This is a genomic window from Sphingobacterium sp. Ag1 (assembly GCF_000988325.1).
GTDB lineage: Bacteria > Bacteroidota > Bacteroidia > Sphingobacteriales > Sphingobacteriaceae > Sphingobacterium.
Window position 1 is genome coordinate 1 of sequence record NZ_LBGU01000029.1, and the last position, 26,056, is coordinate 26,056.

Here is a 26,056-nt window from a genome sequence, read left to right on the forward strand (position 1 = left end):
TGTGTTTTCTTAAAGAACTTTGTCGCTTCAACTTCCGTATCCGCTATATTCCGAGGGCATTGCGCCGTCTTTATCGTTTTGTTTTCCCCTTCGTTTCCGTTGGGACTGCAAAGGTAGAAATCTTTTCTGAACTTCCAAAAACTTTCTGAAGTTTTTTTTCTTTTCTCTTTTTCAGATTTCCGCGTTTAAAATAAATCCAGCGGGATTTTAAATCCTGCCAAACTCCCTTAAACCCTTCTTTTTTTCATGGTTTCTTCCTGCGAAGTAACCGTCCCTCCCTTGCGGAGTGGTGCAAAGATAGGGAGTTTGTTAACAAACTTCCAAGCCTTTTGTTCTTATTTATTTCATTTTTCCCTTAACTGCCTGTAAGGGTGCGAGATTCTTTTTGTAAAACAGGTGGTCGGAAGGCTGGGATGGCTGATTCTGGAGCAGAATAGGCAGGGAACCGGGATCTAACCTGGACATTGCCGGGGACCGCGGCGTGCTGCGTACATACCGGGAACCGGGCTTCGGTACAGGCTTCCCTGGGGAAAAAGGAATGGTACTGGAAATTGGATCGTACCGCGGAAACCGGGCCAACCCTGCTGCGTTCCCACTTCCCGGGGATAGCGAAACGGTATCGTAAACAGTAAAGGTGGTATTGTTAGGCCTGAAAGATGCACAGGGCATTCTTCGCTCTGCTTTTGCCCAATTGAAGACGGCGTGCCGGCTATTGATAAGGCCAGAACAATGGCAGAACACAGGACTCCGGGATACCTTCTTTTGCAGCTATACTTTTCTGCCTGTTTACTTAGGGTTAGTTTAGGGTTTAATTAGGTTTAGTTTAGGTATAGTATAGGTTCTGGCTAAACAAACCCTAACCAAAAGCTAACTTAATACTAGGTAAAATCTAGTTTAAAGAAGAAGTAAACAAAAGCGAAATAAACACGACAGCTATACAATGAGTAATATATTGCAGCTCGTCATGCAACCTAGCGTCAAAGCTGAATTACCCTTACAGATCGATCAATAACAGCAACTTGCAGGAATAGCGCAACTATAGGCTGTTAAAAAGCTCTTTTAACCTAAACCAACAGCTCGACTAACATCCTATCAAAACAAATCTTGGTAACATAAGAGCACGAGAAATCGAAAGAAACAGAAAAAGAAATGGAACTGAAAACAGCTAAAGCTGATTCGTAAAAAATAAGGAAATTACGATTTCTCTTCAGCTTTAAAAACCCAAAAACGCTGAAGCGTATAGTTGAAACCCAAAGAAACAAGCAACTCAACAACTAGTTTCGAAAACAAAAAGTTTACATGATATACATCGACCAGAAAATGAATTCCTGTAGACTTCAATGTAATACTACCACAGACGACGATCACAAATTTCCATAACTGACTTCCCACGGACTTTTGCGTGCTACCAAAGGACCAGTATCGATTGATCAAAAAATTAACAACAGCACCAAGGCTACCACTAATCGCATTAGAAAAAGGAGCACTGATATGAAGTAGCTTATAACAAGCAGAGTATACTCCAAAATCAAACAATCCGCCTAAAAAGGCGGAAAGTTGAGCTTTTAAAAAAGTAATAACTTTTGAAGACATCGTTAAATAACCTCCTCCTGCTGTTTTTTCAGTTTATCCGCTTTATCTTTTTCATCGCCTAATTTAAGAAGTAGGCGTGTATCATTTGTATTAATTATAAAGAGAGCGATACAAATTACCAGTACACACCAGTTAATCGATCCAGGCATTAAAACTTCCAATAGCATAACCAATGAAATAATCACCCGAATTTCAGTAGGTCCCAAAATTCCGGCGTCTATCGTATACTTATCGGTAATTCTATACCTGAGCTGAGATATGATCATTGCCCAGCCATATAATGCAACCAATGTAAATCCCAGATACTTAAAATCACCCACGGTATACAGCACATACCCCAATCCTATAAAAACCGTACTAATCCAATCCATTACAATATCCAGCGCGAAACCGTACCAGCGACGGGATTTATTGCGGTAGAATGCGATACGACCATCTAATGAATCACCAAACCACTGCACAAAGAAACCAGGGATCCCTAGAAGCAAATAGCGAATATCAACATATTCAGCCAAGATAAAACTCCCCAATATCATTAAGGAGCCTAAAAACCCAATTGCCGTAAGTCCATCCGAGGTAATCCAATTTGGAATTCGAGGTACGAGGTACGAAATAAGTTTTTGTTCGGGTTCACTTAAGATATTTGTTCTCTTTCTATCCTGAAAAAGTTTTTTATTTATTTTTAACTCACTCATTATCTGCGATTATAGCCATTTATTTTCTTTATACCAAGCCAATGCCTCCATTAAGCCTTTCTTCAAATCATATTTAGGTTGGTATTGTAGCTGACGTTGAGCCGCCGAGATATCACAGCCCCAGTTTTCAGCTGTAAGTTCATTCAGTCGCTCCGGATATAGCACAGGTATTGCTTTAGATTTTTTATACAAACGTTCAAAAATAACCGCGATAGTCTTCACGACACCAAAAGGAATATGCATACGAATCATTTTCTTTTGGCTAAACTCTTTGAAAAATCTAGCCAACTCATAACGGCCATACACCTGCCCATCACTGAGGTTATACACCTGCTTTCCTCCTTGATCAAAACGACAGGCATGAATGATCGCCTGCACCAGGTCAGCAACATAAATAAAGCTAAGCTTTTGAGGAGAGCGGCCAACATAGGCATCCAAGCCGCCATTCATTGTTTTAAAAACAATAAAAATATCCTTTTCACGAGGGCCGTATACTGCAGTGGGGCGCAAAATCGTTAGTGGCTGATCTCTAAAATCATCCAAGGCGAGCTCCGCTTTCCGTTTACTACGACCATAGGCCGTAACAGGGCGATAGGGATTGCTCTCATCGATAAGGTTAGCATCGTAGCTAACAGGACCGATTGCCGCAAGACTACTAACGAAAACAAATCTTTTGATGGGAGTTTTTAAAGAAAAACAAGCAGATGCCAAGTTTTTTGTATAACCAACGTTGACCTTTTCGAGATCTTCTTCGTGCTTGGCACGAGTCATTGCCGCAGCATGAACAACATAGGTATAGTTTTCCGCTTCCAGTAATTCGCTGATAGACTCTTCATCAGAGAAATCCGGATAAACAAATTTATCTACAACGGAGCGAATTTCTGAAACATCACTTGACTTCCTCACCGCGGCATGAACTTCCATCCCCGCCTCTTTCGCTGCTCTTGTCAAATGATAGCCTACAAAACCACTCGCTCCGGTGATTAATACTTTTTCTATCATAATGATTTTTGATACAAACGATAACGTTTGTACAATTCTCCATTCATTTGTTCAATAGCGTGGTTCATCATGTAATTATGCTCCAACATCCACGAACATTCGGCCCCCTTGATATTAGAATCTTTTGATTCTTTTATAATTCGGCCATACAGACATGCTTCAATACCAAGTTTACGGTAGTCTTCCAATACCCCTAACATGAGTACACGAAGCAAGTTGATTTTTTTCTTTCCAAATAACAATTTAAAAATACCCGTAGGAAGTAGACGTCCTCGCTTCACTTTGATAAGGATCTGATTGATATCAGGTATCCCTAGACCAAAGCCAACAAGCTCACCATCTTTCTCCGCAACGATAGCAAAACGTGGATCGAGAATCATTTTTAGATCTTTGGCCGTATAATTAAATTCGTCCTCTGTCATCGGAACAAAACCCGAATTTTTATCCCATGCTCTATTATAAATGTCACGAACTTTTGCTGCTTCGTTTTTAAAATCCTTCACATTAAATTGACGCAATGTAATGCCAGATCTTTTCAAACGCTCTTCCAACCTATCTAAAAGCAATACAGAACGTTTATCCGCAGACTTTTCCATGACCAAATAAGCTCTCAAATCCACTTTATGTCCATAACCTGAATTGGTAATCAAGTCGATATAATAAGGTGAATTGTAGGGCATCATGGCCACCGGAGGTTTATCAAACCCGTCAACCAATAAACCAACGGTATCATTAGTTGATAAATTGATCGGCCCAACGATCGTATCCCCACCTTTAGCTTTAACCCATTTTTCTGCAGTATCAAATAACGCGTTTGCGACTTCTTGATCATCTATACAATCGAAAAAACCCCACTGCCCTTCATTCACATGATTAAAGGCATTATGGTTGTTGTTCCAGATGGCGCATATACGACCGACAATCTTATCGTTACGATAAGCTAGAAAAGGTTGTGCTTGGGAATGTTTATAAAAAGGATGCTTGTCAGGGGAAAGCAAGTCGTTTTGTTCAAGAAATAAGGCAGGTACATAATTAGGATTTCCCTCATAGAGACTATGAGGGAAATCTATAAACAGCCGTCTTTGTTTCTTTGTTTCAACGGGTATAATCTGAATCATACGATTAGATTTTATATTAATGTTTCAACTTCAGCTTGTTTGAATACTTTAACCATCTTCTCAATAGCCTCGTCGATTTGGTCATAAGTATGTGTCGCCATCAATGAAAAACGAATCAAAGACTCTTCCGCAGGAACTGCTGGAGAAACAACTGGATTAACAAATACGCCATCATCTTGAAGCATTTTAGTTACCCAGAACGTTTTTTCATTGCTACGAATAAAGATTGGTAAAATAGGACTTTCCGTAGCACCCAAATCAAATCCATGATCCAGCAATTGAGCTTTGGCATAATCTGTATTTTTCCATAATTTTTCAATATGCTCTGGCTCGTTTTGAATAATTTCCAAAGCTTTCAATGTTGAAGCCACCGAAGCGGGAGTCATTGAAGCACTGAACATCACAGAGCGTGCATTATGTTTTAAGAAATCAATCACATCTGCATCACCGGCCACAAATCCACCTAAAGAAGCTAACGATTTACTAAATGTACCCATAATCAAGTCTACATCATCATTAAGCCCAAAATGAGAAGCTGTACCAGCTCCTTTGTGCCCAATAACACCTAAACTGTGTGCGTCGTCGACCATTACGGCAGCATCAAACTCATTGGCAATCGATGTAAGTTCAGGCAAATTAACAATATCACCCTCCATACTAAAGATACCGTCCGTACAAATTAACTTCGCACTATCCTCAGGTAGGCGTGATAACTTAGCACGTAAGTCCTCCATATTGTTATGACCGTATTTGATTACTTTGGAAAAAGACAAACGGCTACCATCAATAATTGATGCGTGGTCACGCTCATCCAACAAAATATAATCATTACGTCCCATTAGACATGACAAAGGCCCTAGATTTGATTGGAATCCTGTACTAAACAGAATAGCGGCTTCTTTACCTACATAAGCAGATAATTTTTCTTCCAGTTCCACGTGAATATCCAACGTACCGTTTAAGAAACGAGATCCAGCACATCCAGTACCATACTTTTCCAAAGCATCCTGCGCTGCCTTTATAATACGTGTATCAGTCGTTAACCCTAAATAAGAGTTAGAACCAAACATCAATACACGTCTACCATCGATTTTTACTTCGGTATCTTGTTTTGATTGAATAGGTCTAAAATAGGCATATAAGCCCTTAGCTTTCAACTCCTCAACAATCTTAAATTGCGATATTTTTTCGCCTAACTTTCCTTTACTCATGCGATAAAAAGGTATTTCTAAAACTATTTCTAACTTTTAGATGTTATTGTAACAAACAAAATTATCGAATTGGACTTTTATATAAAAAACTCGGTCTCCGACTAAAAATCTGCTATATCCACAATGTAAGTTGAAATTCTACGTTGTATATATTCACAATAATTCCAAAAAACGTTGCAAACATACGAAAACATAATCTGACTTTCACTTAAATTTAGTCATATTTTTAACACATCGCCCAAAACCGTTAATTTTATTTTAATACTCCGCTAACATCTGCCCACACAATTCTACTTTAAAATAAGACAATTTTAATAATTATATTTGCGAACTTTAAATTATCCTATAATTAGTTACATTTAGGTTCATTGCAATAGCAATGGTATAGACTTACTAATATACAACAATATATGGCTTTATCTTCAGATATCAATATAAAAAATAAAAAAGCTTCTTTTGAATACCACTTACTGGACAAGTACATTGCAGGAATTCGATTATTGGGTACAGAAATAAAATCCATACGCGAAGGAAAGGCAAATATTAACGATAGTTTCTGTAGTTTTTTTGAGGACGGATTATACATCCGTAACATGCACATTGCCGAATATTCCATGGGATCTTTCTATAACCATGAAGCAAAACGCGACCGTCAACTGCTATTGACAAAAAGAGAATTAAAAAAACTGAAAGAGAAAGGGGAAGAACGTGGTTTTACCATTGTACCCCTACGCATCTTTATCAGTGCCCGGGGGTTTGCCAAAGTTGAAATTGCCTTGGCACAGGGTAAAAAAGATTTTGACAAACGAGAAAACATCAAAGAAAGAGATGTTAAACGTGAGCTTGATCGCGTGATGAAATTTTAGGTTAACGCGCCAGGACAAATGCGCCTGGCGTCATGCCTACCCTGCTTTTAAAAAGCCGAACAAAGTAGTTGACATCATTAAATCCAGCCCCATAGCACGACTCCTTTACATTACGGGTGAGTAAAAGCATCTTTTTTGCCTTCTCGATACGCTGTTGGATCACGTACTCCATTGGACTTAGTCCAAGTTCACGGTTAAACATCCGCGTAAGGCTCGCTTTGCTCATGTGAGCAGTCCGCTCCAATAGACCAATTGAAATTTTCTCGGTAATATGTTTCTGAATAAATTCCTGCACGTGTAACAGTACTTTGTTGGGCGACTTCCCAATTTTTAACGCCATCATCGACTGTGACTGAAGTAGCCGAATCGTAAGCTCTTTAAAGGTCAGATCTGCAAGCACATCTTTCAACGGATTTTCACTAATAATGATCTGAAACAACTTGTTCACTAGATCGGCAAGCTCAGTCGAATTGTACAGGTGAAAAAACTCCGGATCAAGCCGCCATTGATTGACATGTTCTTTTGGATAAAACTCATTTAGATAGTCCAAGACTGCTGCTATCTTCTCTCTATGAATTGTTAAAGCGGTACACTGCGTGGGCTGGTCGAGGGTCGCTTCTGGAAAATCAATATGCATAGCCACCGATGCAGGTAACACCATCATCTGACCGGGCAGATAGTCAAAAGCCTTTACATTCTCCAAATGCATGATCTTTTTACCCTGGATCATATTAATCATAACCAAATCATCAAAACATAAAGGCACATGCTGCGATATCCGATATGTTTCGTAGATATTAAGCTCCAAGCTATCTAACGTAAATGCGCGTCGGTTCTCCACTAATGTGCTGAGCTCCCCCTTCCGCGAAAATGGCAATGTATGAATCAGCGTCCTATTTTCCATAGTGCAACAATTAAATATAATTGGCAGTCAATCAAATATAATAAATAAAATAAACTATGATCGAAAGTTATGTGCCACAATTGTGCTATGTTTTGGATCAATTCTGCTACACCATTGAATAATTGCTGGCTAACTTTGATAAGAAGGGATTAAAAATAATTAATAAATAAACCATATGAGCGCAATCAAAAGGCCATCGTTCAAAGAACGATATGACAACTACATTGGTGGTAAATTTGTCGCACCAATTCAAGGAAAATACTTCGATAATATTTCGCCGGTAGATGGAAAAGTGTTTACTCAAGTTGCCCATTCAACAAAAGAAGATCTGGATCTCGCTGTCGACACCGCCGCTAAAGCTTTTGAAACTTGGGGACAAACCTCGGCTACAGAACGAAGTATCATCCTCAATAAAATTGCTGACCGCATTGAAGCTAATTTAGAATATATCGCCGCCGTTGAAACGATAGACAACGGAAAAGCGGTACGTGAAACATTAAATGCCGATATCCCATTGGCAATCGACCATTTCAGGTATTTTGCTGGTGTAATCCGCGCAGAAGAGGGGTCCATAAGCGAATTGGACAGCAATACAGTGTCACTGATTGTACACGAACCAATCGGAGTTGTTGCACAGATTATTCCATGGAATTTCCCGATTCTAATGGCCGTATGGAAACTAGCTCCGGCCCTTGCCGCAGGGAACACCGTCGTATTAAAACCTGCTGAAAGTACACCCACATCCATTCTTGTTCTTATGGAAATTATCGGTGATCTGATTCCTGCCGGAGTAGTCAATATCGTCAACGGTTTCGGCGCAGAACTTGGCCGTTCTTTGGTCACAAACCCAAAGGTTTCCAAAGCAGCATTCACTGGTTCCACAGCAACTGGACGTCTGGTCATGCAATATGCGACTGAAAATATCATTCCGGTAACCCTAGAATTGGGTGGAAAATCGCCCAATATTTTCTTTAGTTCGGTTATGGATGCAGACGACGCTTTTTTGGACAAAGCAGTGGAAGGAGCCGTATTATTCGCGCTCAATCAGGGCGAAATTTGTACCTGTCCTTCTCGTTTACTGATCCAGGAGGACATTTATGAAAAATTTATCGCTAAAGTGGTCGATCGGGTTAATCAGATCAAAGTGGGCGATCCATTAGACCCAACAACAATGATGGGTGCTCAGGCATCGAAGATCCAGAAGGACAAAATTATGTCCTATATTAAACTTGGCAAAGAAGAAGGGGCCGAAGTATTGACCGGCGGTGATGAAAACAATGTCGGTGCTGGTTTTGAAGAAGGCTACTACATCAAACCTACCCTATTCAAAGGCAATAATAGCATGCGTATTTTCCAGGAAGAAATCTTCGGCCCGGTGCTTGCAGTCACCACGTTCAAAGATGAACAAGAAGCAATTGCCATCGCCAACGATACCATGTATGGTCTCGGAGCAGGTGTATGGACCCGAGATGCACATCAGCTTTATCAGATCCCACGTGCCATACAAGCAGGACGTGTTTGGGTAAATCAGTACCACTCCTACCCAGCGGGTGCTCCATTTGGCGGATACAAACAATCAGGAATTGGACGGGAAAACCATAAAATGATGCTTGCCCATTACAGACAGGCTAAAAATATGTTGATTTCCTACAGTAAAGAAAAACTTGGTTTCTTTTAACTGCAGCGCACCGGGTACACTTTTCGAACAGCTAGATGCCCGAATTTAGGGGGGAGCAAATGCTACCCCTTCCGCTGAATTTCCTATTCGTCAACGCTAAAACAGATAAACGGATTTCACCATGATAAATAGACTAGACATCACTGAAAAAGCCAGGGAGCTCATTCATGAACTTGAAGCGAAGCATGGTAAATTAATGTTTTATCAGGCCGGAGGCTGCTGCGAGGGTACACAGCCTCAGTGTTTTGAGGAAGGAGGTTATTTTCCTAGGACAAATGACGCCATGATCGGATTAGCCGAAGGATATGAGTTTTGGGTGGATCGTGATCTCTTTGAATATTGGAAACATGCGCATTTCACACTCGATGTGCTGGATGGATTTGGTCCGGGGGGATTCTCATTGGAAACGCCACTGGGTAAAACTTTCAAAGTTCATTATCGTTTATTTACAGCCGAAGAGCTTAACGACCTCAGCCCAATCAAGAGAAACGAATAACAAAAAGGGTCGCAGATGCGACCCTTTTCCATGTTATAATTTTAAAAAAACCTCCCTTGAGTTTCCGCATTCGGAAGCTAAAATTTTATTCAATATCCAAGCCTTCAAGGACTGGAATTGGCTGTCTGTTTTCATCGAGGGCAACAAATGTAAAAACACCCTCAATGGCCAATTCTCTTCCCTCCTTGTACATATGTTCCAAAAATATCTCGACCTTCACCTTCAAGCTGGTCCGGCCTACATTTTGAACCCTTGCGATAGCTTCTATAATACTTCCGGAAGGAATTGCCTTATTGAAGTCGATACGGTCTGTCGATACAGTCACCAACGTTTTGCGGCAAAATCGTGTCGCAGCCATAAACGATACTTCGTCCATAATGGACATCGCCTTGCCGCCGAATAAAGTATCGTGATGATTTGTCAAAAACGGAAACACGGTCGTGCAAACATGTGTTTCTGATAAATCAATACGTTCTTGTAAAGTCATTTATTGTTTTATTTAGTGGATTTAAGAGGAGACAAATGTAAACCAATCTAGCTCCAGTTCCGTCATTTTTATTCCATATTTTCGTCGATATCCACCCCTATACCTTTCAATAAGAGCGACGCATTGAATATTTTACATTCTCCTATCTTCAGCTTATAATCAAACAGCATCTGCCCCGCATCAACACGAATGTCAAAATGATAATTTTTGATATCTCCCGGGAATTCCTCTTGTAAACTGGACAGTTGTAAGTCGTGTGTAGCCACCATACCCTTACCGTCCAATCGAACCAGTTTCTTTATGATTGCACGGGAGCCAAGATATTTGTCGATCGAATTTGTCCCACGAAGCATCTCATCGATTAGAAAAAAGCTATCGCTATGTGCTGAAACTGTATCCAATATAAATTTCATCCGATTCAGTTCAGCTTTAAATGTCGACGTACTTTCATTCAGGTTATCCTTGATGCGCATATAAGATATTAGTTTGTAAATCGGAAGCCGAAAAGATGCCGCTGCAACCGCAGCTCCGGCATAAGCCAAAATTGCATTAATACCTACTGTCCGCAGAAATGTACTCTTTCCAGCCATGTTTGAACCTGTTACCAAAGCAACACGATGATCTATACTACTGTAATCATTGGCGACGACCTGATTGCTTGGAATCAGTGGATGATATAACCCTTGCGCGTCAATCTTATTTTCCAGCGGATTATCCAAAATTACTGGATAACTATAGGACGAATGGTTTCTCTTCCAAATGGCAAGGCTTGTGACAGCCTCCACCTTAGCTAAGGTATCGAATGAATTCAGAATCTGGTTTTCGTATTTATTCTTCCAATCAACAATAGCCAATACTTGTCTAAAGTCCCAAAGCAGAAATAAGTTTAGAAATAACCCAACAAAGACATTATTCCGTGCGTCCAAATTGTTAATAAGACCAGCGAGTTTTTTAAAGGCAAAGGAAATGGATGCTGTTCCCTGGTTTTGTTTTAGTTCTCCGGCGATCTCCTGCATAGCAATAGACTTCCATGCGTGGTCTTCGATCGATTGAATCGCATCTGCATATGATCCCAGCACGCCACCAATTTTGTCTATTCGCGAGGAGAACATACTCACACTTCCTGCTTTGGCCAATGCCCAAAGAATATGAAATAGTCCTATCAAGGTTGCCACTCCAGCCAATTTTGGCACGAAAAAGCTGCCGGCTAAAGCGACCAAAAATAAAACAGGGCCTGCTTTGATATAAAATCGCATAAAAGCATTTCCGAATTGAAAATTTCGGTCTTGAAAGTAATTTGTTAAAAATGCCTTGATATCCAATTTATGGTTCAGATTGGCCAAGAGCTTTGCCTGAAAATCCCATATCCATTCGGATTCATTTTCGAGTTCCTGGGATGCTTCTTGATTGCGTTGAATTTGATTGCTTTGGAGAGGCGCATCAAGCCAAGAAGCCAAAAGATCAATCCCCTGTTTGGTCGTTGCCCGATTTATCTGCGCGAATAAGGAGTATGTGCCAAAGATATCCATATCGGAGCTATAAGGATGAGCTCCGTTTTCAAAATGCTCACCATGGTCATACATGTTTAGTTTCCCTTCTGCCAGGGCCTGTTCATTTGCCAAAACTTTCAAATAAGCTTCAAAATAGTTCTTCTGAAGCTCTAACTGGCTCTGCTTCCGCACGAGATAGGCAAATAGGAACAGTAGTCCAAAAAAGCAGAAAAAAACCAGCGGAAGGCTTTCCAGTTGAAAGGTATAAAATAACAATGCTCCGCCACCGAGTATCACAAATAGCCGCAACAAGCTGAGCGTGTTGACTTGTTTATTTAATTTGACCACAGTTGAAGCAGTTTCGCGATGCTTCTGGTCATATCGTATTGCAGTTGGAGTCATAAGGTGAATATTTATTCTTTCACGTTCATTTCAATTTAATCATGGCTATTTTGCATCTGCTCATGAAACAAAGGCTCGATTGTCACTCGCAGATTTTTGGAGGAGGCCATCGGAACTGGTTGAATGGATCTCCTACCAAGCTTGATCACCCACCAAAGGCACAAAACGAAACGTATCCAATTCGATACGGTCAAAATCATTTTCACCTACCCGAATGATCGTCATCATCTTTTGCGATTTTTCGTCTCCTACAGGGATCACAAAAATTCCGCCCATTTTCAACTGCTTTAACATAACCTCTGGCACGAAAGGCGCACCTGCAGTGACAATAATCTTGTCATAAGGGGCGTGCTCTTCGATTCCCTTAGAGCCATCACCTAAAAAGAAATTTGGTTTATAGCCCATGTAGGGCAACACTTGAATGGTTCGTTGATATAGGTTTTCCTGACGCTCGATAGTATACACTTCTGCGCCAAGTTCCAACAAGATACAGGTTTGGTACCCTGATCCCGTGCCAATTTCCAGTACTTTATCTCCCTTTTTCACGTGGAGCAGTTCCGACTGATAGGCGACGGTATAAGGCTGTGAGATTGTTTGTCCGTCACCGATTGGAAAAGCAATATCCCGATAGGCCTGATTCCAGAATGTTTCATCAAAAAAATAGTGACGTGGTACCTTGCCAATCGCATCTAATACTTTCTGGTCCGCAATGCCCCGGCTTTTTAGATGTTCAACCAATTTCTTACGAGCACCTTTCTCCCGATAATTATCAATAAACTTGTACGCCATGATGTTTCAAATTTACCTTTTAAAAGGCACATTAAACAGAATTAATCACAAATAATTCAATACCAACACTGTACGTATTTTCAAGTTTATTTGCTTTATTTCCCGAATCATCTTTCCCTTAGCTCAACCTCCGTTGACCTCTTGAATTTGGCCGCGAAGAAAACGATAAGCGCATGTGATTTAAGTTGACAAAGAACGCTCGTTTTTACAAGTTAATGCGAGCAATAGCTGTCACTAATAGGGATCTACATCGACCTGAACGCGCACACCAGCATTGGTTTTATCGATTTCAAAATCGAGATGAACCGAACGGATCAATTCCTTGACCTTTGCAATACTAATATTTGTTCGTTCAATCTTCAGGGTAATGGTCTGGATAAAATTATTCCGCACCCGTGAAACTAAGGGCGGCTCAGGTCCCAATACCCTTGCACCCAACTGTTGCCGCAGCGCCGAGGCAAAACGATTGGCCGAATCATAGCATTTCTGAAAATCCGTATGTTTAATATCAATCCGAATGAGACGGTAGAAAGGCGGATAAAGGTAGTTTTTCCGTTCTGTAATTTCCGTCATAAACATGCCCTCGTAGTCGTTATTGACCACCTGTTCTAACACCCGATGATTCGTGGTATAGCTTTGGATGATAACTTTTCCGCCGGCTTCACGTCGACCTGCGCGTCCTGCTACCTGGGAAAATAACGAAAATGATCGTTCATACGAACGGAAATCCGGAAAGTTAATGATCGTATCTGCATTGACAACACCGATAAGGCTTACTCTTCCGAAATCGAGCCCCTTAGCGACCATTTGTGTCCCTATAAGAACATCAAATTCATGCTCATCAAAAGCCGTGATAATTTTGTCGAAACCATATTTGCCTTTTGTGGAATCCAGATCCAAGCGACCGATGCGGATTTCGGGCATCAGGATTTCAAGTTCTTCCTCTACCCGTTCTGTACCGAAGCCTTTACTTTCGATATGCGGCATTCCACAGGCTGGACAAACACGAAGTGGAGGCTCCACATGACCACAATAATGGCAATGCATCATATTAGAGCTCTTGTGATAGGTTAAGCTGACATCACAATTGACACATTTTGCAACAAATCCACAGGTATTACACTGGATCATTGTCGTGTGACCACGTCTGTTTTGAAATAATATAACCTGCTCTTTATTTTTTACAGCTTCTTCGACTGCCTTTAACAAGGTACCCGAAAAATAGGAAAACATATTTTCCTTTCTTCCTTCTTCGGGAATATTCACCAACTCAATACTTGGCAATTGTGCGTTGCCATAACGTTCAAGCAGTTGCACAAAACCATACTTCTTAGCTTTGGCATTGTAATAGCTTTCCAAAGAAGGCGTCGCGGATCCCAACAGCACTTTGGTCTGATGTAGAAATCCGAGGTAAATGGCCGTATCGCGGGCATGGTAACGTGGAGCTGGGTCAAACTGTTTATAGGAGCTTTCATGCTCTTCATCAACAATGATAATCCCTAAATCCTGAAATGGCAAAAAGACGGAAGAACGAGCCCCAATCACAACCTGAAATTCATTTTTCATTACTTTATGCCACACCTCGGCACGTTCATTATCATTAAACTTGGAGTGGTACACCCCCAGTTTATCACCGAAATGCAACTTTAAGCGCGCTGTAATCTGCGCTGTCAGCGCAATCTCAGGCAGTAGATAGAGGGCTGATTTTCCCGCAGCGATTGCTTGTTCGATAAGGCGTATATAAATCTGCGTTTTTCCCGAAGCAGTCACACCATGCAACAGCGTAACGTCCTTCTCCTCAAACGACGCTTGTATTTCGGTATAAGCCCTTTGCTGATTTTCATTAAATTGAAAATTGGCATCCAGTTCGATATCTTCCCCCTGAAACCGGGATACAACCTTTTCCTTTATTTCAAAAACACCTTTGTCAATCAAAGCCGTAATTGCACCGTTACCACAGCCCGAGGCCTCCGTCAACATGGGTCGCGTAATTTCCTCCGTTTTTTTGACCAGCTGCATAAATGCCAATACCGCATCTTGTTGTTTTGGTGCACGGTTTAAACTGTCCAACAATTCTCTTTTTGCATCTTCATTTCGAAAGTCGGGCGCAAAACGCAAAAATGCTTTGGTCTTAGGCTTATACCGTTCTGTAATCTCTTCAGAAATCAAAACAATCCCTTTGTCAAATAATTGCTTCAATATAGGGAAGACTGTTTTTTGTCCCAGCAATTTCACAATATCATTGACTTTAAGTTCTCCCGCCACCTCCAAAGCTTCGATGATAAGATACTCCTTATCTGAAAGTGTAGAACGGTCAAATTCTTCCCCAATGGATGAAACGACTTTGGTCTCACTGGCCAGCTTCAATGCCGAGGGCAGCGCTGCCTGCATGACTTCGCCCAAACTACACATGTAATAATCGGCTAGCCAGTCCCACAGTTTAAACTGAGCTAAATTGACAATGGGTTTTTCATCAATGATGTCCAAAATATACTTTGCTTCATAGTGCTTTGGTGCTTCCTGGCTAATGGACTTGACAACGGCAGAATAGATCTTATTCCGTCCAAATTGCACGATGACTCGTACACCGACCTGCACACGATCATTCCAGTCAACCGGAATACGATACGTATATGTTCTTGCCAATGCTAGTGGTAGGACCACATCAACAAACAGCGTATCTCTTTCACTAAAAATCGTAGATTGTGGATTGGACATAAATTCAAATTATGGTATAAAAGTACAAAAAAACCTTCAGGAATAGAGGTCAAACGACTCCGGCGATGCATAAAACCGTCTACAATCATATGGCGCCAAAGCGACATCGGAGTGTAAAAGCCAAGAGATCGCAGGTCAATCCACTGTAACCTAAAAGAGCCTTCCTGAATTTATTCAAGAAGGCTCTGTTATGATTAAATACGAATATGATTTCGTATGGACATAGGCAATTAAATAGGATTACGATTTATTTTTTAGCGCTGCTATAAATAGTGCAACCCAGCCAACGATCAAAGACAATCCTCCCAAAGGCGTGATAGGTCCTAAAATAGACGGATTGCCAAAGCCGGTTATTTCTCGCACACTTAAGACATACAACGATCCTGAGAAAAAAAGTATACCAATGAGGAAAGCAATAAATGATACTTTAATTGAGTACGTCTTTGCCCGCGAAAAAGTAGATAAAAATAACAGGGCGAAGGTATGATAGAAATGATACTGATTTGCAGTTTTCCAAGTTTCAATATGATATGTACTTACCTTTCCTTCTAGACCATGAGCGCCAAAGGCACCTAATATTACAGCTAATGCTCCCAACAACGAAGCGGCTAAAATGATTTTCTTATTCATTATGTTAAAGTGAATGCTGAAAATGAGTTTCTAGCGATAAATGTATTAAAAACAGAGCAAAATAAGGAATTTTTTGTTAAATTTCTATTACAAAGGCGCATTATAGCAACGATTTTCTATCTCTTCCCATATATTTTTATTAGGTTTGTTTTACGTATGAATCATCATGAGCATCGTGCAGCTCACCAAGATCTTGAACGAGGTTCAAGATTTGTATATCCTTGCTAAACATTTGCCGCATGATAACTTCATCACCATTTAAAAAACAAGTTTAGTGTACTTATCTGCTGACAAGAAAATGAGTACCTCATAAATAGTTGTTCTGCTAAAACTGCATTTTTAATCGTATCGACCAGCGGGTTAGTGACGATTTATTCGAGTTGTTATCAGGCATTGAAAAAAATAAAAAGGATGAAAAAAACAATCATCATCACTGTTATATTATTCATCGCGGTCATCGCGGCCACGATCTATCTTTTTGGAGACTTCAATAAAAACAATAAACAAGATTCTAAAGCTTTACAATATCTTCCTGAAAATACATTAGCCATTGCCTCCTTTGCCAATGATCAGACGGTAGATACGATCTTTAACGACTATGAGCTCTTTAAAGCTATTATTGGCCAACGCAATTTCAGTAATTTGGAACGTCTTAAGGACGAATTATTACGTAGCGAACAGTTAGCACCTCTTGTAGCGGGGCAGCAAATATTACTGTCTTTTCACCAGGAAAAAGATCAGATTACTCCACTATATAGCGTCCAGGTTGGTCAAAGCATTGATAATAACGCGCTGGCAACATTGCTTGGAAACGTCGGTAAAAACTACAAGATACAACCCTTTGACACCTTAGGCCAACGATTTTATGGGCTTAATCAAGGTATTAAGGATAGTACACTTTATTGTGCCTATTCTCACGAAATCATTTTCGCCAGCTACTCTAAGCAGGTGCTTTCCCAGATCTTTGATAAACAGATTAAGAAAATAAGTGCCAAACAAATCGAGTTCTTCGTAAACCATAATAATAAAAACACACCGCTTAGTCTCTATTTTTTCAATGAGCAACTCTCGCAAATTGCTCGAATATTGATGAAATCCAAATTTGGTACCTATCTCAACCTGATCGATTCGCTGAAGGGCCAAACGTCCTGGAACATGAATTTCAAAAAGGATGCTTTTATCTTTAAGGGTGAAACAGATCTCGCGCCGAGCAAAAATAGCTACTTACAGTTATTTGCCACACAGACGGCTCAAGTGCAAGCTCTGGGGAACTATCTCCCTAAAAATGCAGCATCTTATATAGACTTTAGTATCTCTGATCCCCATAGTTTCCGCAGCGGATTAAAAGCATTGTTAGTACAACAAAAAGAAGACGCTCGATTGACGAAAAGTATAAAAAACTTTGAAGAGGATAGCAAAGTATCATTTGACAGTATTATTGCGCCAATTTTCAACGATGAATTTGCACTCGCGGAGCTGGACAATCAGGATGCGATTGGTTTGATTAGCATTTCGGATTCCACACAATTTGCCGATAATCTTAAGAAATTCAGTACTGCTGTAGGGGATTCGATCTATCAATTTAAATATTCGAATCTTTTACATGCGTTATTTGGAGAACCTTTCAATAGCTTTACCCGACCCTATTTCACTATTGTAGACAATATCATGGTTGTTGCTAGCCGAACAGGTATCTTGCGAGATTATCGTGAATCTTTCCGGGAAAAGCAATTTCTTTCGGGTACTGCAATTTTCAAAAATCATGCAGCATTGCAGAACAGCCGCAGTAACATAACGTTCTATTTAGAACCTAAAGCTGGTAAAAGCAATATTCTGGATAACTTAAAAGCTGATTTTGCAAAGAACTTTAAAGATGAGGATGAATATGGCTTTCAAAATTTCTATTCATGGTCCTATCAGCTAAGTGGCAACCAAGGCACATTTTCGTCCAGTTTATATGCACTCTTTAAGAGTGATACGAGACTAGGGGGCAAACCAGAATGGACAGCTCAACTGGAGAACCGACTTATCAATAAACCTTGGATTTTCGATCAAGATGGGAAGAATAAGTTTATCCTGATTCAAGAACAAGATCATACGGTACATGCATTTTCGCCAGATGGAAAAGAACTTTGGCAGAACCTCTTCCAAGGTGAAATTTTGGGCGAGCCAATTCAGTTACAGGATCTCAGTATTGTCGCCGTTACAAAAAACCGCTTATATCGTTTTATGCCAGATGGTAAAAACCGAACCGGTTTTTCAGTTGAATTGCCATACTCGGCAACTTATGGGGCTACAATCGCCACCTTCAATAAAGAACAACGTATTTATATTCCGGCAACAGACCGCATTCTTGCCTATACCCTCGAAGGCAAAAAAGTGGAGGGCTTTGAAAATAATAGTGTGGACGGGCGAATTTTATTCGATTTAAAAACAACCAGCCTGGGACAGACCAATTATATTATTGCTGGTACAAGCACTGCTTCCGTCTATTTCTTTGATCAAAATGGTAAGGTCATCCATAAAAAAACATTGGATACCGATGGGGAAAGTGTTAAAAATCCAATTGGTTTAGTTGCGGCGTCGGATGAAAAGAACTCCTTCATTTACTTGGCAAACAATAAAGGTAGTGTATTCAAAATTCCTTTCGAGGGCGAAACCAAAAAAATAAAACTGGGAGACTGGGGCAAAGATGCATTCTTTAATTTTGAAGATATTAGCGGTGGAGCAGACAGGGACTTTGTTATTCTAGCCAACAACAAACTGAATGCCTATAGTTCAAGAGACTCTTCTTCCTACTTTGAATATAAATTCATCGAAGAGGCCAGTAACAGACCGTTGTTTTTTAAACGAATAGGTAAATCTGACATCATAGGCGTAGGAACCGACAATCGCATGATTTATGTCTTCGGATCTGATGGCCTGGTTCAGGAAGGATTCCCTGTAGAAGGTTTTTCAAAATTCTATTATGGACCGATTAACTATGGCGACAATGCCAATTATTTAATCTGCATGAAGCGTGATTTCAAGATCTATGTATATAAGTTTTAAAAACCTGAAAATCAATTTTTTAAAATCAACACCAAACGCGATAAGATGCAAAAAGATCTTTATAAAAAATTTGTCTAATCTAATTTTTTTATAGTAGGTTTGCAGACTTAATATGACTATGCTGAAATCGGAAGAATTAAAAGAGTTATTGGCTGAACCAAAACGTATTGTAATTACAACGCACTACAAACCAGATGGGGACGCTTTGGGTTCATCTTTAGGATTGTATTTTTGGTTGACCTCGAAAGGACACCAGGTAAATCTCATTGTACCATCAGACTTTCCAGCTTTTTTGGATTGGCTACCTGGCTTGGAAAATGTACAAATTTATACGCAGGATATTGACCTGCACAATCAACAGATTGACGCAGCTGAATTAATTTTCTGCTTGGATTTCAATGGTCTTGCCCGTATTCACGAAATGGGTGAACCTATTCGTCAAGCGAAGGGAATCAAATGCATGATTGATCACCATTTAGATCCGGAAGGCTTTGAAGACTACGCATTTTGGGATCCATCTGCAGCAGCGACTGCACAATTGATCTATCGCTTCTTGGTCCATGAGATGCAAGATCCAGACCATATCAGTGCAGACATGGCGACATGCCTATATACCGGTATTATGACCGATACGGGCTCTTTCCGCTTCCGTTCGACCACTGCTGAAATTCACCGCATCATTGCATCACTCATTGATTGCGGCGCACAAAACTGGGCTATTCACGAAGAGATTTATAATAGTTCGTCTGAAAGCCGCCTGAAATTCTTAGGGTTCTGTCTACTGAATCGTCTAGAGGTTATCCATGAATATAACACCGCTATTATCCATGTCACCAAAGCGGATCTCACGCAGTTTGAAGTTATCACCGGCGATACCGAAGGATTGGTCAATTATGCACTTTCGATCAAAGGAATTCGATTGGCTGCTTTAATTATTGACAGAAATGAACAAATTAAACTATCTTTGCGTTCGATTGGAGAAGTTCCTTGCAATGAGATCTGTAAATTGTATTTCAATGGGGGTGGGCATCTTAACGCTTCAGGCGGTAATTCGAAAGAAAGCCTCGAAGCAGTGATTGCAAAATTCAAATCGGTTTTACCAAATTATAAAGAAATATTAACAAAATAAGATATCGTAACATACATTAGAAAATGAAGAAAGCAATTCTATTTTTCGCGGCTGCCGGTCTTTTGATGACGTCATGCCAAAAATTCAAAAAGGCTGAAGGTGGTCTTGAGTATAAAATCGTAGACGATAATGCAAAAGAAAAAGCAGTATCAGGCGATTTATTAGCACTCGACATGGTTGTGAAAACGGACAGAGATTCTACAATGCAAAGTACGTATGACATGGGAGTCCCTCAAATCGTTCAATTATATCCAGATAGTATCATCGCAAAAAATCCAGGTGACCCTACTGGTCTATTCAAATACGTAGGTGAAGGCGATAGCTTGGTATTCAAAATTAACTTGGATTCTATGGCTGCTAAAACACACCAACCAAAACCAGAGTTTGCAGATAAATTCATTGTTTATTCGATCAAAGTCAAAAAACACTTCAAAAAAGGAAAATTAACTGACCAACAATTGGGCGAACAAGTTCAGAAATATTTTGAAGAAGAATTGAACAAACACAAAGCTGCTGAACCAGCTAAACTTGAAAAATACATCAAGGATAAAAACTTAAAAACAACAAAAACAGCTTCAGGTCTTCAATACGTAATCACGAAACCTGGAACAGGAACAAATGCAAAAGTAGGTGATTCTATTCATGTGAACTATGTAGGTTCATTAACTACAGGAAAAGTATTTGATACAAACCTTCCAGATGTAGCTAAAAAAGAGAAAGTTTTCAATCCTCAACGTCCTTATGAGGCATTAAAGTTCCAATTAGGTGTTGATGGTGTGATCCCAGGATGGACTGAAGCTTTCCAACTGTTTAACAAAGGTACAAAAGCAACTTTAGTCATTCCTTCATCTTTGGCTTATGGCGATCGCCCTTCAGGTGTTATCCCTCCATATGCTCCTTTAGTATTTGAAGTAGAAGTATTGGATATTAAACCTGGAAAAGTTCCTGCTCCTACAGCAACAACTCCAGGCATGGTAGCGCCTACTGGAACTACTGCTCCAGCGGCAACAGCTCCTGCAACGAAAGCTCCAGCAGCAAAAAAATAATTTGACTGTAAATTTCAGTTAACAAAAAAGCGGTTTCATTTTGATGAAACCGCTTTTTTGTTATTCCTGTTTTTATTGGTTATGCGTTAACCTTTTTATCTTCTTTTTTGATCTTCCGTATTTTTAGCCACAGTATTACTACGGCCAATATAAAACTGATGATCATGATGATGGTTAATGCGATCAGGGCCTTATCGGTATGGTAATTTTCAGCATGCTGAATAAACATTAACCTAAAAATTCGTAGATAATGGGTCGATGGTATTACATTTGCTATTGCCTGTACCCATCCTGGCATTAGACTCGACGGCCAGGTAAAGCCACTCAAAATAAATGCTGGCGTCGCAATGACCATAAGCACTTCAGTCGATTTCAACTGCGAAGGCAGTACAATACTGACGAGTACACCGATAAAACATACGGCGAGCAAAAAGACAAAAGTACACAGGACAAAGCGACCAAATTCGGCCTGTAAAGGCATACGGTAATACTGACCAAAACCCCAATATAAAACCAGAATACCAACAGACATCAAAACATAAGGTAATATCTTAACAAGAATAAGTCCAATCGGATTACCGATTTTACGTACAAGTTCTGGAAATGTATTACTTTCAAATTCGGAGGAAAAAGACAAAGCCAAACCTAAGAGCAAGACCTGCTGCAGCACGGTAATTAGCACTCCCGGCAGCATAAAATACAGGTAATTTCCACTTCGGATATTTTGCTTAACAAAAGTTGTCTTAAAAGGTTCGTACTGCTGTGCAGCAATCTTTGCGGGAACACCACGTTTCATTTGCGCCTGAATCTGTATGCCCGCTTTCAACGTCGAGGCACAAACATTAACAGCCATCATGGCGGTATTGGAGGTCAATGTATTGGCACCATCTACGAAAACAGTCATTTCGGGCAAACGTCCCTGTTGTACTCCAGATGCAAAACCCTTGGGAATATGCACAATCGTTGTTGCCTCATATTGCATGGCAATATCTTTTGAATCAAATAAGGACGGTAATACACGGGCAACGTCAATACTCTCATTATCGGAAAGCATATCAATAAATGAACTGCTTAAGGGGCTATTATCCTCATCAACCACAACGATCGGCATCTGCGTTACCTTACCTTGTTGATAAACGTGCCCCACCAAGACACCGTATAATACAGGTGCCCCCAGAAAAAGCATCAATAGCACTTTATTATTGAAGAAGAGCTTAAACTCCCGTTGGATCAATTCTAAAAATTTTTTCACAGTTAAGCTCTTTAATTCGCATGGAGAACCACAAGCGTTTTTGTTAACAAATCTTTGCTACCGGCAGCATCTTCAGGGATAACCTTCAATTCAAATACAGCCTGTTGCGGATCGAAATCAGGATAAGCTGAGGCGATGCTTGCATACGAATTTAAGGCTTTAATACTAATCACCTTCGCTTTAACCTTTTTATGATTCAAGTAAGGGATTTCTACTTCCACGGCCTCTCCTTTTTGAAGTTTTCCCATTTTATTTTCGGGCAATGTAAATCTAAAATAGGTCGATCGATCGAGGAAACCATTTATAATGGGATAACCAGCCATCGCCAATTCACCGACTTTCAGATTAATCGTCTCCACACTCATGTCCTGTGGAGCAATGACATATTTCTCCTGCGCAGCAACATTGACTTCAGAGATCGCTCCAAGTGCACGTTCCTTTTGCCCCAAGGCCATAATCTGCTGTTCCTGTCTAGCCCCACCCCTTGCTTCAGCTAATTCAGCCTGTGCTGCAAGATATTGATTTTTGGCTCCCTGATATTTGGCGTAGGTCTCGTCGTACTTTTGTTGTGGAATAAGACTGTCCTGCAGAAGGGCATCCAACCGACCTATAGATTTTTTCGCAAATTCATATTGTTCCTTAAGTCCATCTACCTTCGCTTGCAATTGCACGAGTTGTCCTTTTGTAGCGCCCCGGACTGCCATGTTATATTGTGCATCAGCAGACTGTAGTGCCCCTTTTGCCTGTTCTTCTTTAGCATCCACTTCGGGAATACTCAAAATAGCCAAGGTATCACCCGCATGCACAAAGTCCCCTTCTTCAACCAGAAGCTTCGCAATTTTTCCCGGGACCTTTGTCACGACCGTCACTTGCTCACGCTCCACCTTACCTTCAATAGGCTTCTCTTTCACTTGATTTGTACAAGAAACAAAAATAAACAGCGATAATATCCCATATAAATTCTTCATGTTACTCATGTATAGTTTGTAATAATTTTCCTGATGTATGTAGTAATTCGACCGCAGCAGTACGTTGCTGCAATACATTGTTAAAATAACCCAAATTAACTTTGTACCAATCGTTTTCAGCAGCCAATAACTCCGTAACATCTATTAAGCCGGCTTGATACTGTTTAACAGCCATAGAAAGGTTATTTTCGGCAACTTTCAACTGCTGTTCCCCCACTTTCAACTTTTGGTTGCCAGTCGTATAGGTGACTGTATTCTTGCTCAATAATAGATTTAACTTTTCCTGCGTATCTTCCCGCTTGGTTGTATTGATATGTTGATCGAGTTTGACTTGCTTAATCTTATTGTGATGTTCCCCACCAGTATAGAGATCCCATTTAACCCCTACGCCGACCATGACATTTGGACTTCCCTTGATGGAATTAAGTGGCAAGTTGACTGTACCAAACAGCGGTTGGTCTTTCACCGTGAGTTTGGAATTGAAGACATTCAGATAGTTTGCAGATCCAAAGGCAAAGACAGCAGGAAGAGCTCCCCCCTTCTCTTTTTTATACAGATATTCATACGCTTTTGAAGAAGCATCTAGTGCTTTCAATTCGGATCTTTGTTCGACATCACGTGGTAGCTCTGACAAAAATATAGGTTTAAGTCCATAATGAATTCCACCAACCTCCTGAAAAGACACGCCTGTTTCTTGTTCGATCTTTTGGCACAACAAATCCCGATTGCCAGAAAGCTCTACCTTTTTCTCTTCCAATTCCAGTAATGCCAATTTCAATTTATCTCGATCATAAGGTATCGCAAGTCCATTTTGAATTGCTTTATTCACCTTTTCCTGCTCTTTCTTTAATCGCTTTTCAGAATCTACAATTAATTTATCCACCTCATCCAACAGCATCAACTGATCAAAAGATGCTATAATATCCTTTGAGAGTGTCTCTCGACTGGCCGATTCTAAATATTGTTGAGCCGCAGCTTTCTCCTGCAATGCTTTTATTCCATTCGGAATCTGTAATCCGGAAAAGATAATCTGCTTTACAGACACTCCCGCATAAGCAGCTTGCCCATGCATACTAAATCCTGTTGCTCCTTCAAACAGACCTAGGTTCAACAAAGGAATATTAACTGTGGGAATATCAATACTCCCATTGCTATGTACATAACCGTATAGCCCGAGTGCGGAGACGTGCGGCAACCGATTTGCTTTAACACCATCAGCTTCCAGACGTGCTTTATCGACTTCGTAAGCCTTCAATTTCAATTCTTTATTTGTCTGAAAGGCTTTTTGAATAATGTCTTTTACCGATGGGTCAATCAATGATTGCGCATGTAGTTTGTTTATAAACATAACCGACGCCAAAGTCAACAAACCCAGGCATAACCTCTTATTCATCATATGATTCATTTATTCTTATAAAAATAGGACAACAACCGCCTCTTTTATCTGTTTAACAGTAAATCTTACGGTATGTTTGACTTCTGACTCTTTTTATTACGACCTATCTTTCCAAGGGGCAATAATAATCGTTACTACTGTCCTCATGGCATGAAGGGGCGGTCCTCCTCCTAATGGCGTTTTCCAAGATACGAAAAAGGAATTCATCTCAATCGAAGGAATCCTGTATTAATTTTCATTTTTGCTAATTAATAAGTTATCTTTGGAGATCGAATTGAAATTTTGGTAATTAAGTCTACCACTTTATTCGATAATAATAAAAACAAGTTTTTACCCTAACCCACTGCTTCCACGCAGAAAACTATGTTGCTTACAGATACACATACACACATTTATTACCATGCAGGAACCGAAAAACTGCAAGAACATCTACAACGTTGCTTTGATAATGGCATACAACGCCTTTTTTTGCCGAATGTGAATAGCGCTTCCATAAAACCTGTATTTGATACCGTAGCAGCTTATCCAGACCATTGTTTTCCCATGCTTGGATTACATCCCTGCGACGTAAAGGAAAACTATGTGGAAGAGTTAGAAACCATCCGAAAGAGCTTGGAAACAAACAAAGTCCATGCCATAGGTGAGATCGGGCTGGATCTTTATTGGGATAAAAGCACGCTTGAAATTCAAAAAGACGCCTTTCGAACTCAGGTTCAATGGGCTAAAGAATTAAATCTACCAATCGATATCCATTGCCGGGAAGCCTTTACTGAATTGTTCGAATTATTGGAAGAACTCCACGACGACAGACTATTTGGCGTTCTGCACTGCTTTACGGGCAGCCTGGAGCAGGCCCATCAGGCGATCGATTTAGGGTTCGCCCTTGGTATTGGCGGGGTCGTTACCTTTAAAAAAGCGGGCTTAGATCAAGTGGTTAAAGAAATAGACTTGAAGCATATCGTTCTTGAGACCGATGCACCCTATCTGGCACCTGTCCCTTTCCGCGGTAAAGAAAATGAGAGCAGCTATTTGGTTTACGTCGCTCAAAAAGTAGCTGACCTGCATCAGATTTCCGTCGAGAAGGTAGCCGAAATCACAACAGAAAATTCAAAACGTATATTTGGTATATAATTTC

The 26,056-nt window shown here is 40.3% G+C and carries 22 protein-coding genes; 7 read left to right on the plus strand and 15 right to left on the minus strand.

Annotated features, from left to right (window positions below; translation table 11 throughout):
- Positions 1 to 339: 339 nt before the first annotated feature.
- The 6 genes from AAW12_RS06095 to spt all read right to left on the minus strand — a co-directional run bounded on the left by AAW12_RS06095 (position 340) and on the right by spt (position 5,619).
- The gene (locus AAW12_RS06095) at positions 340 to 669 is read right to left on the minus strand and encodes a hypothetical protein (RefSeq protein WP_046672725.1); all 330 of its coding nucleotides are present in this window, start codon (positions 667 to 669) and stop codon (positions 340 to 342) included.
- 525 nt (positions 670 to 1,194) lie between these two features.
- Positions 1,195 to 1,593: a GtrA family protein gene (locus tag AAW12_RS06100; protein ID WP_046672726.1), complete on the minus strand. Its 399-nt coding sequence runs from the start codon at positions 1,591 to 1,593 to the stop codon at positions 1,195 to 1,197.
- Positions 1,594 to 1,595: 2 nt separating this feature from the next.
- Complete coding sequence (locus tag AAW12_RS06105; protein ID WP_046672727.1) at positions 1,596 to 2,288, minus strand: CDP-alcohol phosphatidyltransferase family protein; 693 nt, start codon at positions 2,286 to 2,288, stop codon at positions 1,596 to 1,598.
- A 9-nt stretch (positions 2,289 to 2,297) separates the two neighbouring features.
- Positions 2,298 to 3,290: an NAD-dependent epimerase/dehydratase family protein gene (locus AAW12_RS06110; protein WP_046672728.1), complete on the minus strand. Its 993-nt coding sequence runs from the start codon at positions 3,288 to 3,290 to the stop codon at positions 2,298 to 2,300.
- Positions 3,287 to 4,408 carry a hypothetical protein gene (locus AAW12_RS06115; protein WP_046672729.1) on the minus strand — a complete coding sequence of 374 codons (1,122 nt, stop codon included), beginning with the start codon at positions 4,406 to 4,408 and terminating at the stop codon, positions 3,287 to 3,289. Before AAW12_RS06115 ends, AAW12_RS06110 begins: the two co-directional genes overlap by 4 nt.
- Positions 4,409 to 4,419: 11 nt before the next feature.
- On the minus strand, positions 4,420 to 5,619 hold the full coding sequence (spt, locus tag AAW12_RS06120) for a serine palmitoyltransferase (protein WP_046672730.1): 1,200 nt from the start codon (positions 5,617 to 5,619) through the stop codon (positions 4,420 to 4,422).
- 410 nt (positions 5,620 to 6,029) lie between these two features.
- On the opposite strand from spt, the gene smpB reads away from it, so the two are divergent.
- A complete protein-coding gene (gene smpB, locus AAW12_RS06125; protein ID WP_046672731.1) occupies positions 6,030 to 6,485 on the plus strand; it encodes an SsrA-binding protein SmpB in 456 nt (151 codons plus the stop codon).
- Position 6,486: 1 nt separating this feature from the next.
- Here the strand turns inward: smpB and AAW12_RS06130 are convergent, their stop codons facing one another.
- Positions 6,487 to 7,389, minus strand: coding sequence for an AraC family transcriptional regulator (locus tag AAW12_RS06130; protein ID WP_046672732.1), 903 nt, complete (start codon positions 7,387 to 7,389; stop codon positions 6,487 to 6,489).
- 175 nt (positions 7,390 to 7,564) lie between these two features.
- Between AAW12_RS06130 and AAW12_RS06135 the strand changes: the two genes are divergently transcribed.
- Positions 7,565 to 9,067, plus strand: coding sequence for an aldehyde dehydrogenase family protein (locus tag AAW12_RS06135; protein WP_046672733.1), 1,503 nt, complete (start codon positions 7,565 to 7,567; stop codon positions 9,065 to 9,067).
- A gap of 121 nt (positions 9,068 to 9,188) precedes the next feature.
- A complete protein-coding gene (locus tag AAW12_RS06140) occupies positions 9,189 to 9,563 on the plus strand; it encodes a DUF779 domain-containing protein (protein ID WP_046672734.1) in 375 nt (124 codons plus the stop codon).
- A gap of 85 nt (positions 9,564 to 9,648) precedes the next feature.
- On the opposite strand, the gene AAW12_RS06145 is transcribed toward AAW12_RS06140, so the two are convergent.
- The 5 genes from AAW12_RS06145 to AAW12_RS06165 form a co-directional block, all read right to left on the minus strand.
- Complete coding sequence (locus AAW12_RS06145; RefSeq protein WP_046672735.1) at positions 9,649 to 10,050, minus strand: acyl-CoA thioesterase; 402 nt, start codon at positions 10,048 to 10,050, stop codon at positions 9,649 to 9,651.
- 68 nt (positions 10,051 to 10,118) lie between these two features.
- Positions 10,119 to 11,942, minus strand: a complete 1,824-nt coding sequence (locus AAW12_RS06150) for a MutS-related protein (protein ID WP_053003540.1) — start codon at positions 11,940 to 11,942, stop codon at positions 10,119 to 10,121.
- Between the two features lie 132 nt (positions 11,943 to 12,074).
- Positions 12,075 to 12,731 carry a protein-L-isoaspartate(D-aspartate) O-methyltransferase gene (locus tag AAW12_RS06155; RefSeq protein ID WP_046672736.1) on the minus strand — a complete coding sequence of 219 codons (657 nt, stop codon included), beginning with the start codon at positions 12,729 to 12,731 and terminating at the stop codon, positions 12,075 to 12,077.
- A 234-nt stretch (positions 12,732 to 12,965) separates the two neighbouring features.
- Complete coding sequence (gene priA / locus AAW12_RS06160) at positions 12,966 to 15,449, minus strand: primosomal protein N' (RefSeq protein ID WP_046672737.1); 2,484 nt, start codon at positions 15,447 to 15,449, stop codon at positions 12,966 to 12,968.
- A gap of 240 nt (positions 15,450 to 15,689) precedes the next feature.
- Complete coding sequence (locus AAW12_RS06165; protein WP_046672738.1) at positions 15,690 to 16,079, minus strand: DUF423 domain-containing protein; 390 nt, start codon at positions 16,077 to 16,079, stop codon at positions 15,690 to 15,692.
- Between the two features lie 411 nt (positions 16,080 to 16,490).
- Between AAW12_RS06165 and AAW12_RS06170 the strand changes: the two genes are divergently transcribed.
- From AAW12_RS06170 to AAW12_RS06180, 3 genes are all read left to right on the plus strand, one after another.
- On the plus strand, positions 16,491 to 19,130 hold the full coding sequence (locus AAW12_RS06170) for a hypothetical protein (RefSeq protein ID WP_046672739.1): 2,640 nt from the start codon (positions 16,491 to 16,493) through the stop codon (positions 19,128 to 19,130).
- A gap of 118 nt (positions 19,131 to 19,248) precedes the next feature.
- Positions 19,249 to 20,259 (plus strand): DHH family phosphoesterase, encoded by a 1,011-nt coding sequence (locus AAW12_RS06175; protein ID WP_046672740.1) that lies wholly within the window; start codon positions 19,249 to 19,251, stop codon positions 20,257 to 20,259.
- Between the two features lie 23 nt (positions 20,260 to 20,282).
- Positions 20,283 to 21,305 (plus strand): FKBP-type peptidyl-prolyl cis-trans isomerase, encoded by a 1,023-nt coding sequence (locus tag AAW12_RS06180; RefSeq protein ID WP_046672741.1) that lies wholly within the window; start codon positions 20,283 to 20,285, stop codon positions 21,303 to 21,305.
- A gap of 79 nt (positions 21,306 to 21,384) precedes the next feature.
- On the opposite strand, the gene AAW12_RS06185 is transcribed toward AAW12_RS06180, so the two are convergent.
- From AAW12_RS06185 to AAW12_RS06195, 3 genes are read right to left on the minus strand one after another with little or no spacing between them, the layout of a single operon-like run.
- Entirely contained in the window at positions 21,385 to 22,557 is a 1,173-nt protein-coding gene (locus tag AAW12_RS06185; RefSeq protein ID WP_046672742.1) for an ABC transporter permease, read from the minus strand.
- An 11-nt stretch (positions 22,558 to 22,568) separates the two neighbouring features.
- Positions 22,569 to 23,525: an HlyD family secretion protein gene (locus AAW12_RS06190; RefSeq protein WP_046672743.1), complete on the minus strand. Its 957-nt coding sequence runs from the start codon at positions 23,523 to 23,525 to the stop codon at positions 22,569 to 22,571.
- A 1-nt stretch (position 23,526) separates the two neighbouring features.
- Complete coding sequence (locus AAW12_RS06195; RefSeq protein WP_231585215.1) at positions 23,527 to 24,921, minus strand: TolC family protein; 1,395 nt, start codon at positions 24,919 to 24,921, stop codon at positions 23,527 to 23,529.
- 363 nt (positions 24,922 to 25,284) lie between these two features.
- Here AAW12_RS06195 and AAW12_RS06200 point away from each other — a divergent pair, with 363 nt between their 5' ends.
- Positions 25,285 to 26,052, plus strand: coding sequence for a TatD family hydrolase (locus AAW12_RS06200; RefSeq protein ID WP_046672744.1), 768 nt, complete (start codon positions 25,285 to 25,287; stop codon positions 26,050 to 26,052).
- Positions 26,053 to 26,056: the final 4 nt, after the last annotated feature.

What these genes read in the sequence shown, in the direction of transcription:
- AAW12_RS06195 (WP_231585215.1), bottom strand. Translation starts at nt 24,921, where the DNA reads ATGATGAATAAGAGGTTATGCCTGGGTTTGTTGACTTTGGCGTCGGTT.
- AAW12_RS06175 (WP_046672740.1), top strand. Translation starts at nt 19,249, where the DNA reads ATGCTGAAATCGGAAGAATTAAAAGAGTTATTGGCTGAACCAAAACGT.
- priA (WP_046672737.1), bottom strand. Translation starts at nt 15,449, where the DNA reads ATGTCCAATCCACAATCTACGATTTTTAGTGAAAGAGATACGCTGTTT.
- AAW12_RS06180 (WP_046672741.1), top strand. Translation starts at nt 20,283, where the DNA reads ATGAAGAAAGCAATTCTATTTTTCGCGGCTGCCGGTCTTTTGATGACG.
- AAW12_RS06145 (WP_046672735.1), bottom strand. Translation starts at nt 10,050, where the DNA reads ATGACTTTACAAGAACGTATTGATTTATCAGAAACACATGTTTGCACG.
- AAW12_RS06130 (WP_046672732.1), bottom strand. Translation starts at nt 7,389, where the DNA reads ATGGAAAATAGGACGCTGATTCATACATTGCCATTTTCGCGGAAGGGG.
- AAW12_RS06155 (WP_046672736.1), bottom strand. Translation starts at nt 12,731, where the DNA reads ATGGCGTACAAGTTTATTGATAATTATCGGGAGAAAGGTGCTCGTAAG.
- AAW12_RS06105 (WP_046672727.1), bottom strand. Translation starts at nt 2,288, where the DNA reads ATGAGTGAGTTAAAAATAAATAAAAAACTTTTTCAGGATAGAAAGAGA.
- AAW12_RS06110 (WP_046672728.1), bottom strand. Translation starts at nt 3,290, where the DNA reads ATGATAGAAAAAGTATTAATCACCGGAGCGAGTGGTTTTGTAGGCTAT.
- AAW12_RS06200 (WP_046672744.1), top strand. Translation starts at nt 25,285, where the DNA reads ATGTTGCTTACAGATACACATACACACATTTATTACCATGCAGGAACC.
- AAW12_RS06165 (WP_046672738.1), bottom strand. Translation starts at nt 16,079, where the DNA reads ATGAATAAGAAAATCATTTTAGCCGCTTCGTTGTTGGGAGCATTAGCT.
- AAW12_RS06190 (WP_046672743.1), bottom strand. Translation starts at nt 23,525, where the DNA reads ATGAAGAATTTATATGGGATATTATCGCTGTTTATTTTTGTTTCTTGT.
- AAW12_RS06095 (WP_046672725.1), bottom strand. Translation starts at nt 669, where the DNA reads ATGCCCTGTGCATCTTTCAGGCCTAACAATACCACCTTTACTGTTTAC.
- AAW12_RS06115 (WP_046672729.1), bottom strand. Translation starts at nt 4,408, where the DNA reads ATGATTCAGATTATACCCGTTGAAACAAAGAAACAAAGACGGCTGTTT.
- spt (WP_046672730.1), bottom strand. Translation starts at nt 5,619, where the DNA reads ATGAGTAAAGGAAAGTTAGGCGAAAAAATATCGCAATTTAAGATTGTT.
- AAW12_RS06170 (WP_046672739.1), top strand. Translation starts at nt 16,491, where the DNA reads ATGAAAAAAACAATCATCATCACTGTTATATTATTCATCGCGGTCATC.
- AAW12_RS06135 (WP_046672733.1), top strand. Translation starts at nt 7,565, where the DNA reads ATGAGCGCAATCAAAAGGCCATCGTTCAAAGAACGATATGACAACTAC.
- AAW12_RS06140 (WP_046672734.1), top strand. Translation starts at nt 9,189, where the DNA reads ATGATAAATAGACTAGACATCACTGAAAAAGCCAGGGAGCTCATTCAT.
- AAW12_RS06150 (WP_053003540.1), bottom strand. Translation starts at nt 11,942, where the DNA reads ATGACTCCAACTGCAATACGATATGACCAGAAGCATCGCGAAACTGCT.
- AAW12_RS06100 (WP_046672726.1), bottom strand. Translation starts at nt 1,593, where the DNA reads ATGTCTTCAAAAGTTATTACTTTTTTAAAAGCTCAACTTTCCGCCTTT.
- smpB (WP_046672731.1), top strand. Translation starts at nt 6,030, where the DNA reads ATGGCTTTATCTTCAGATATCAATATAAAAAATAAAAAAGCTTCTTTT.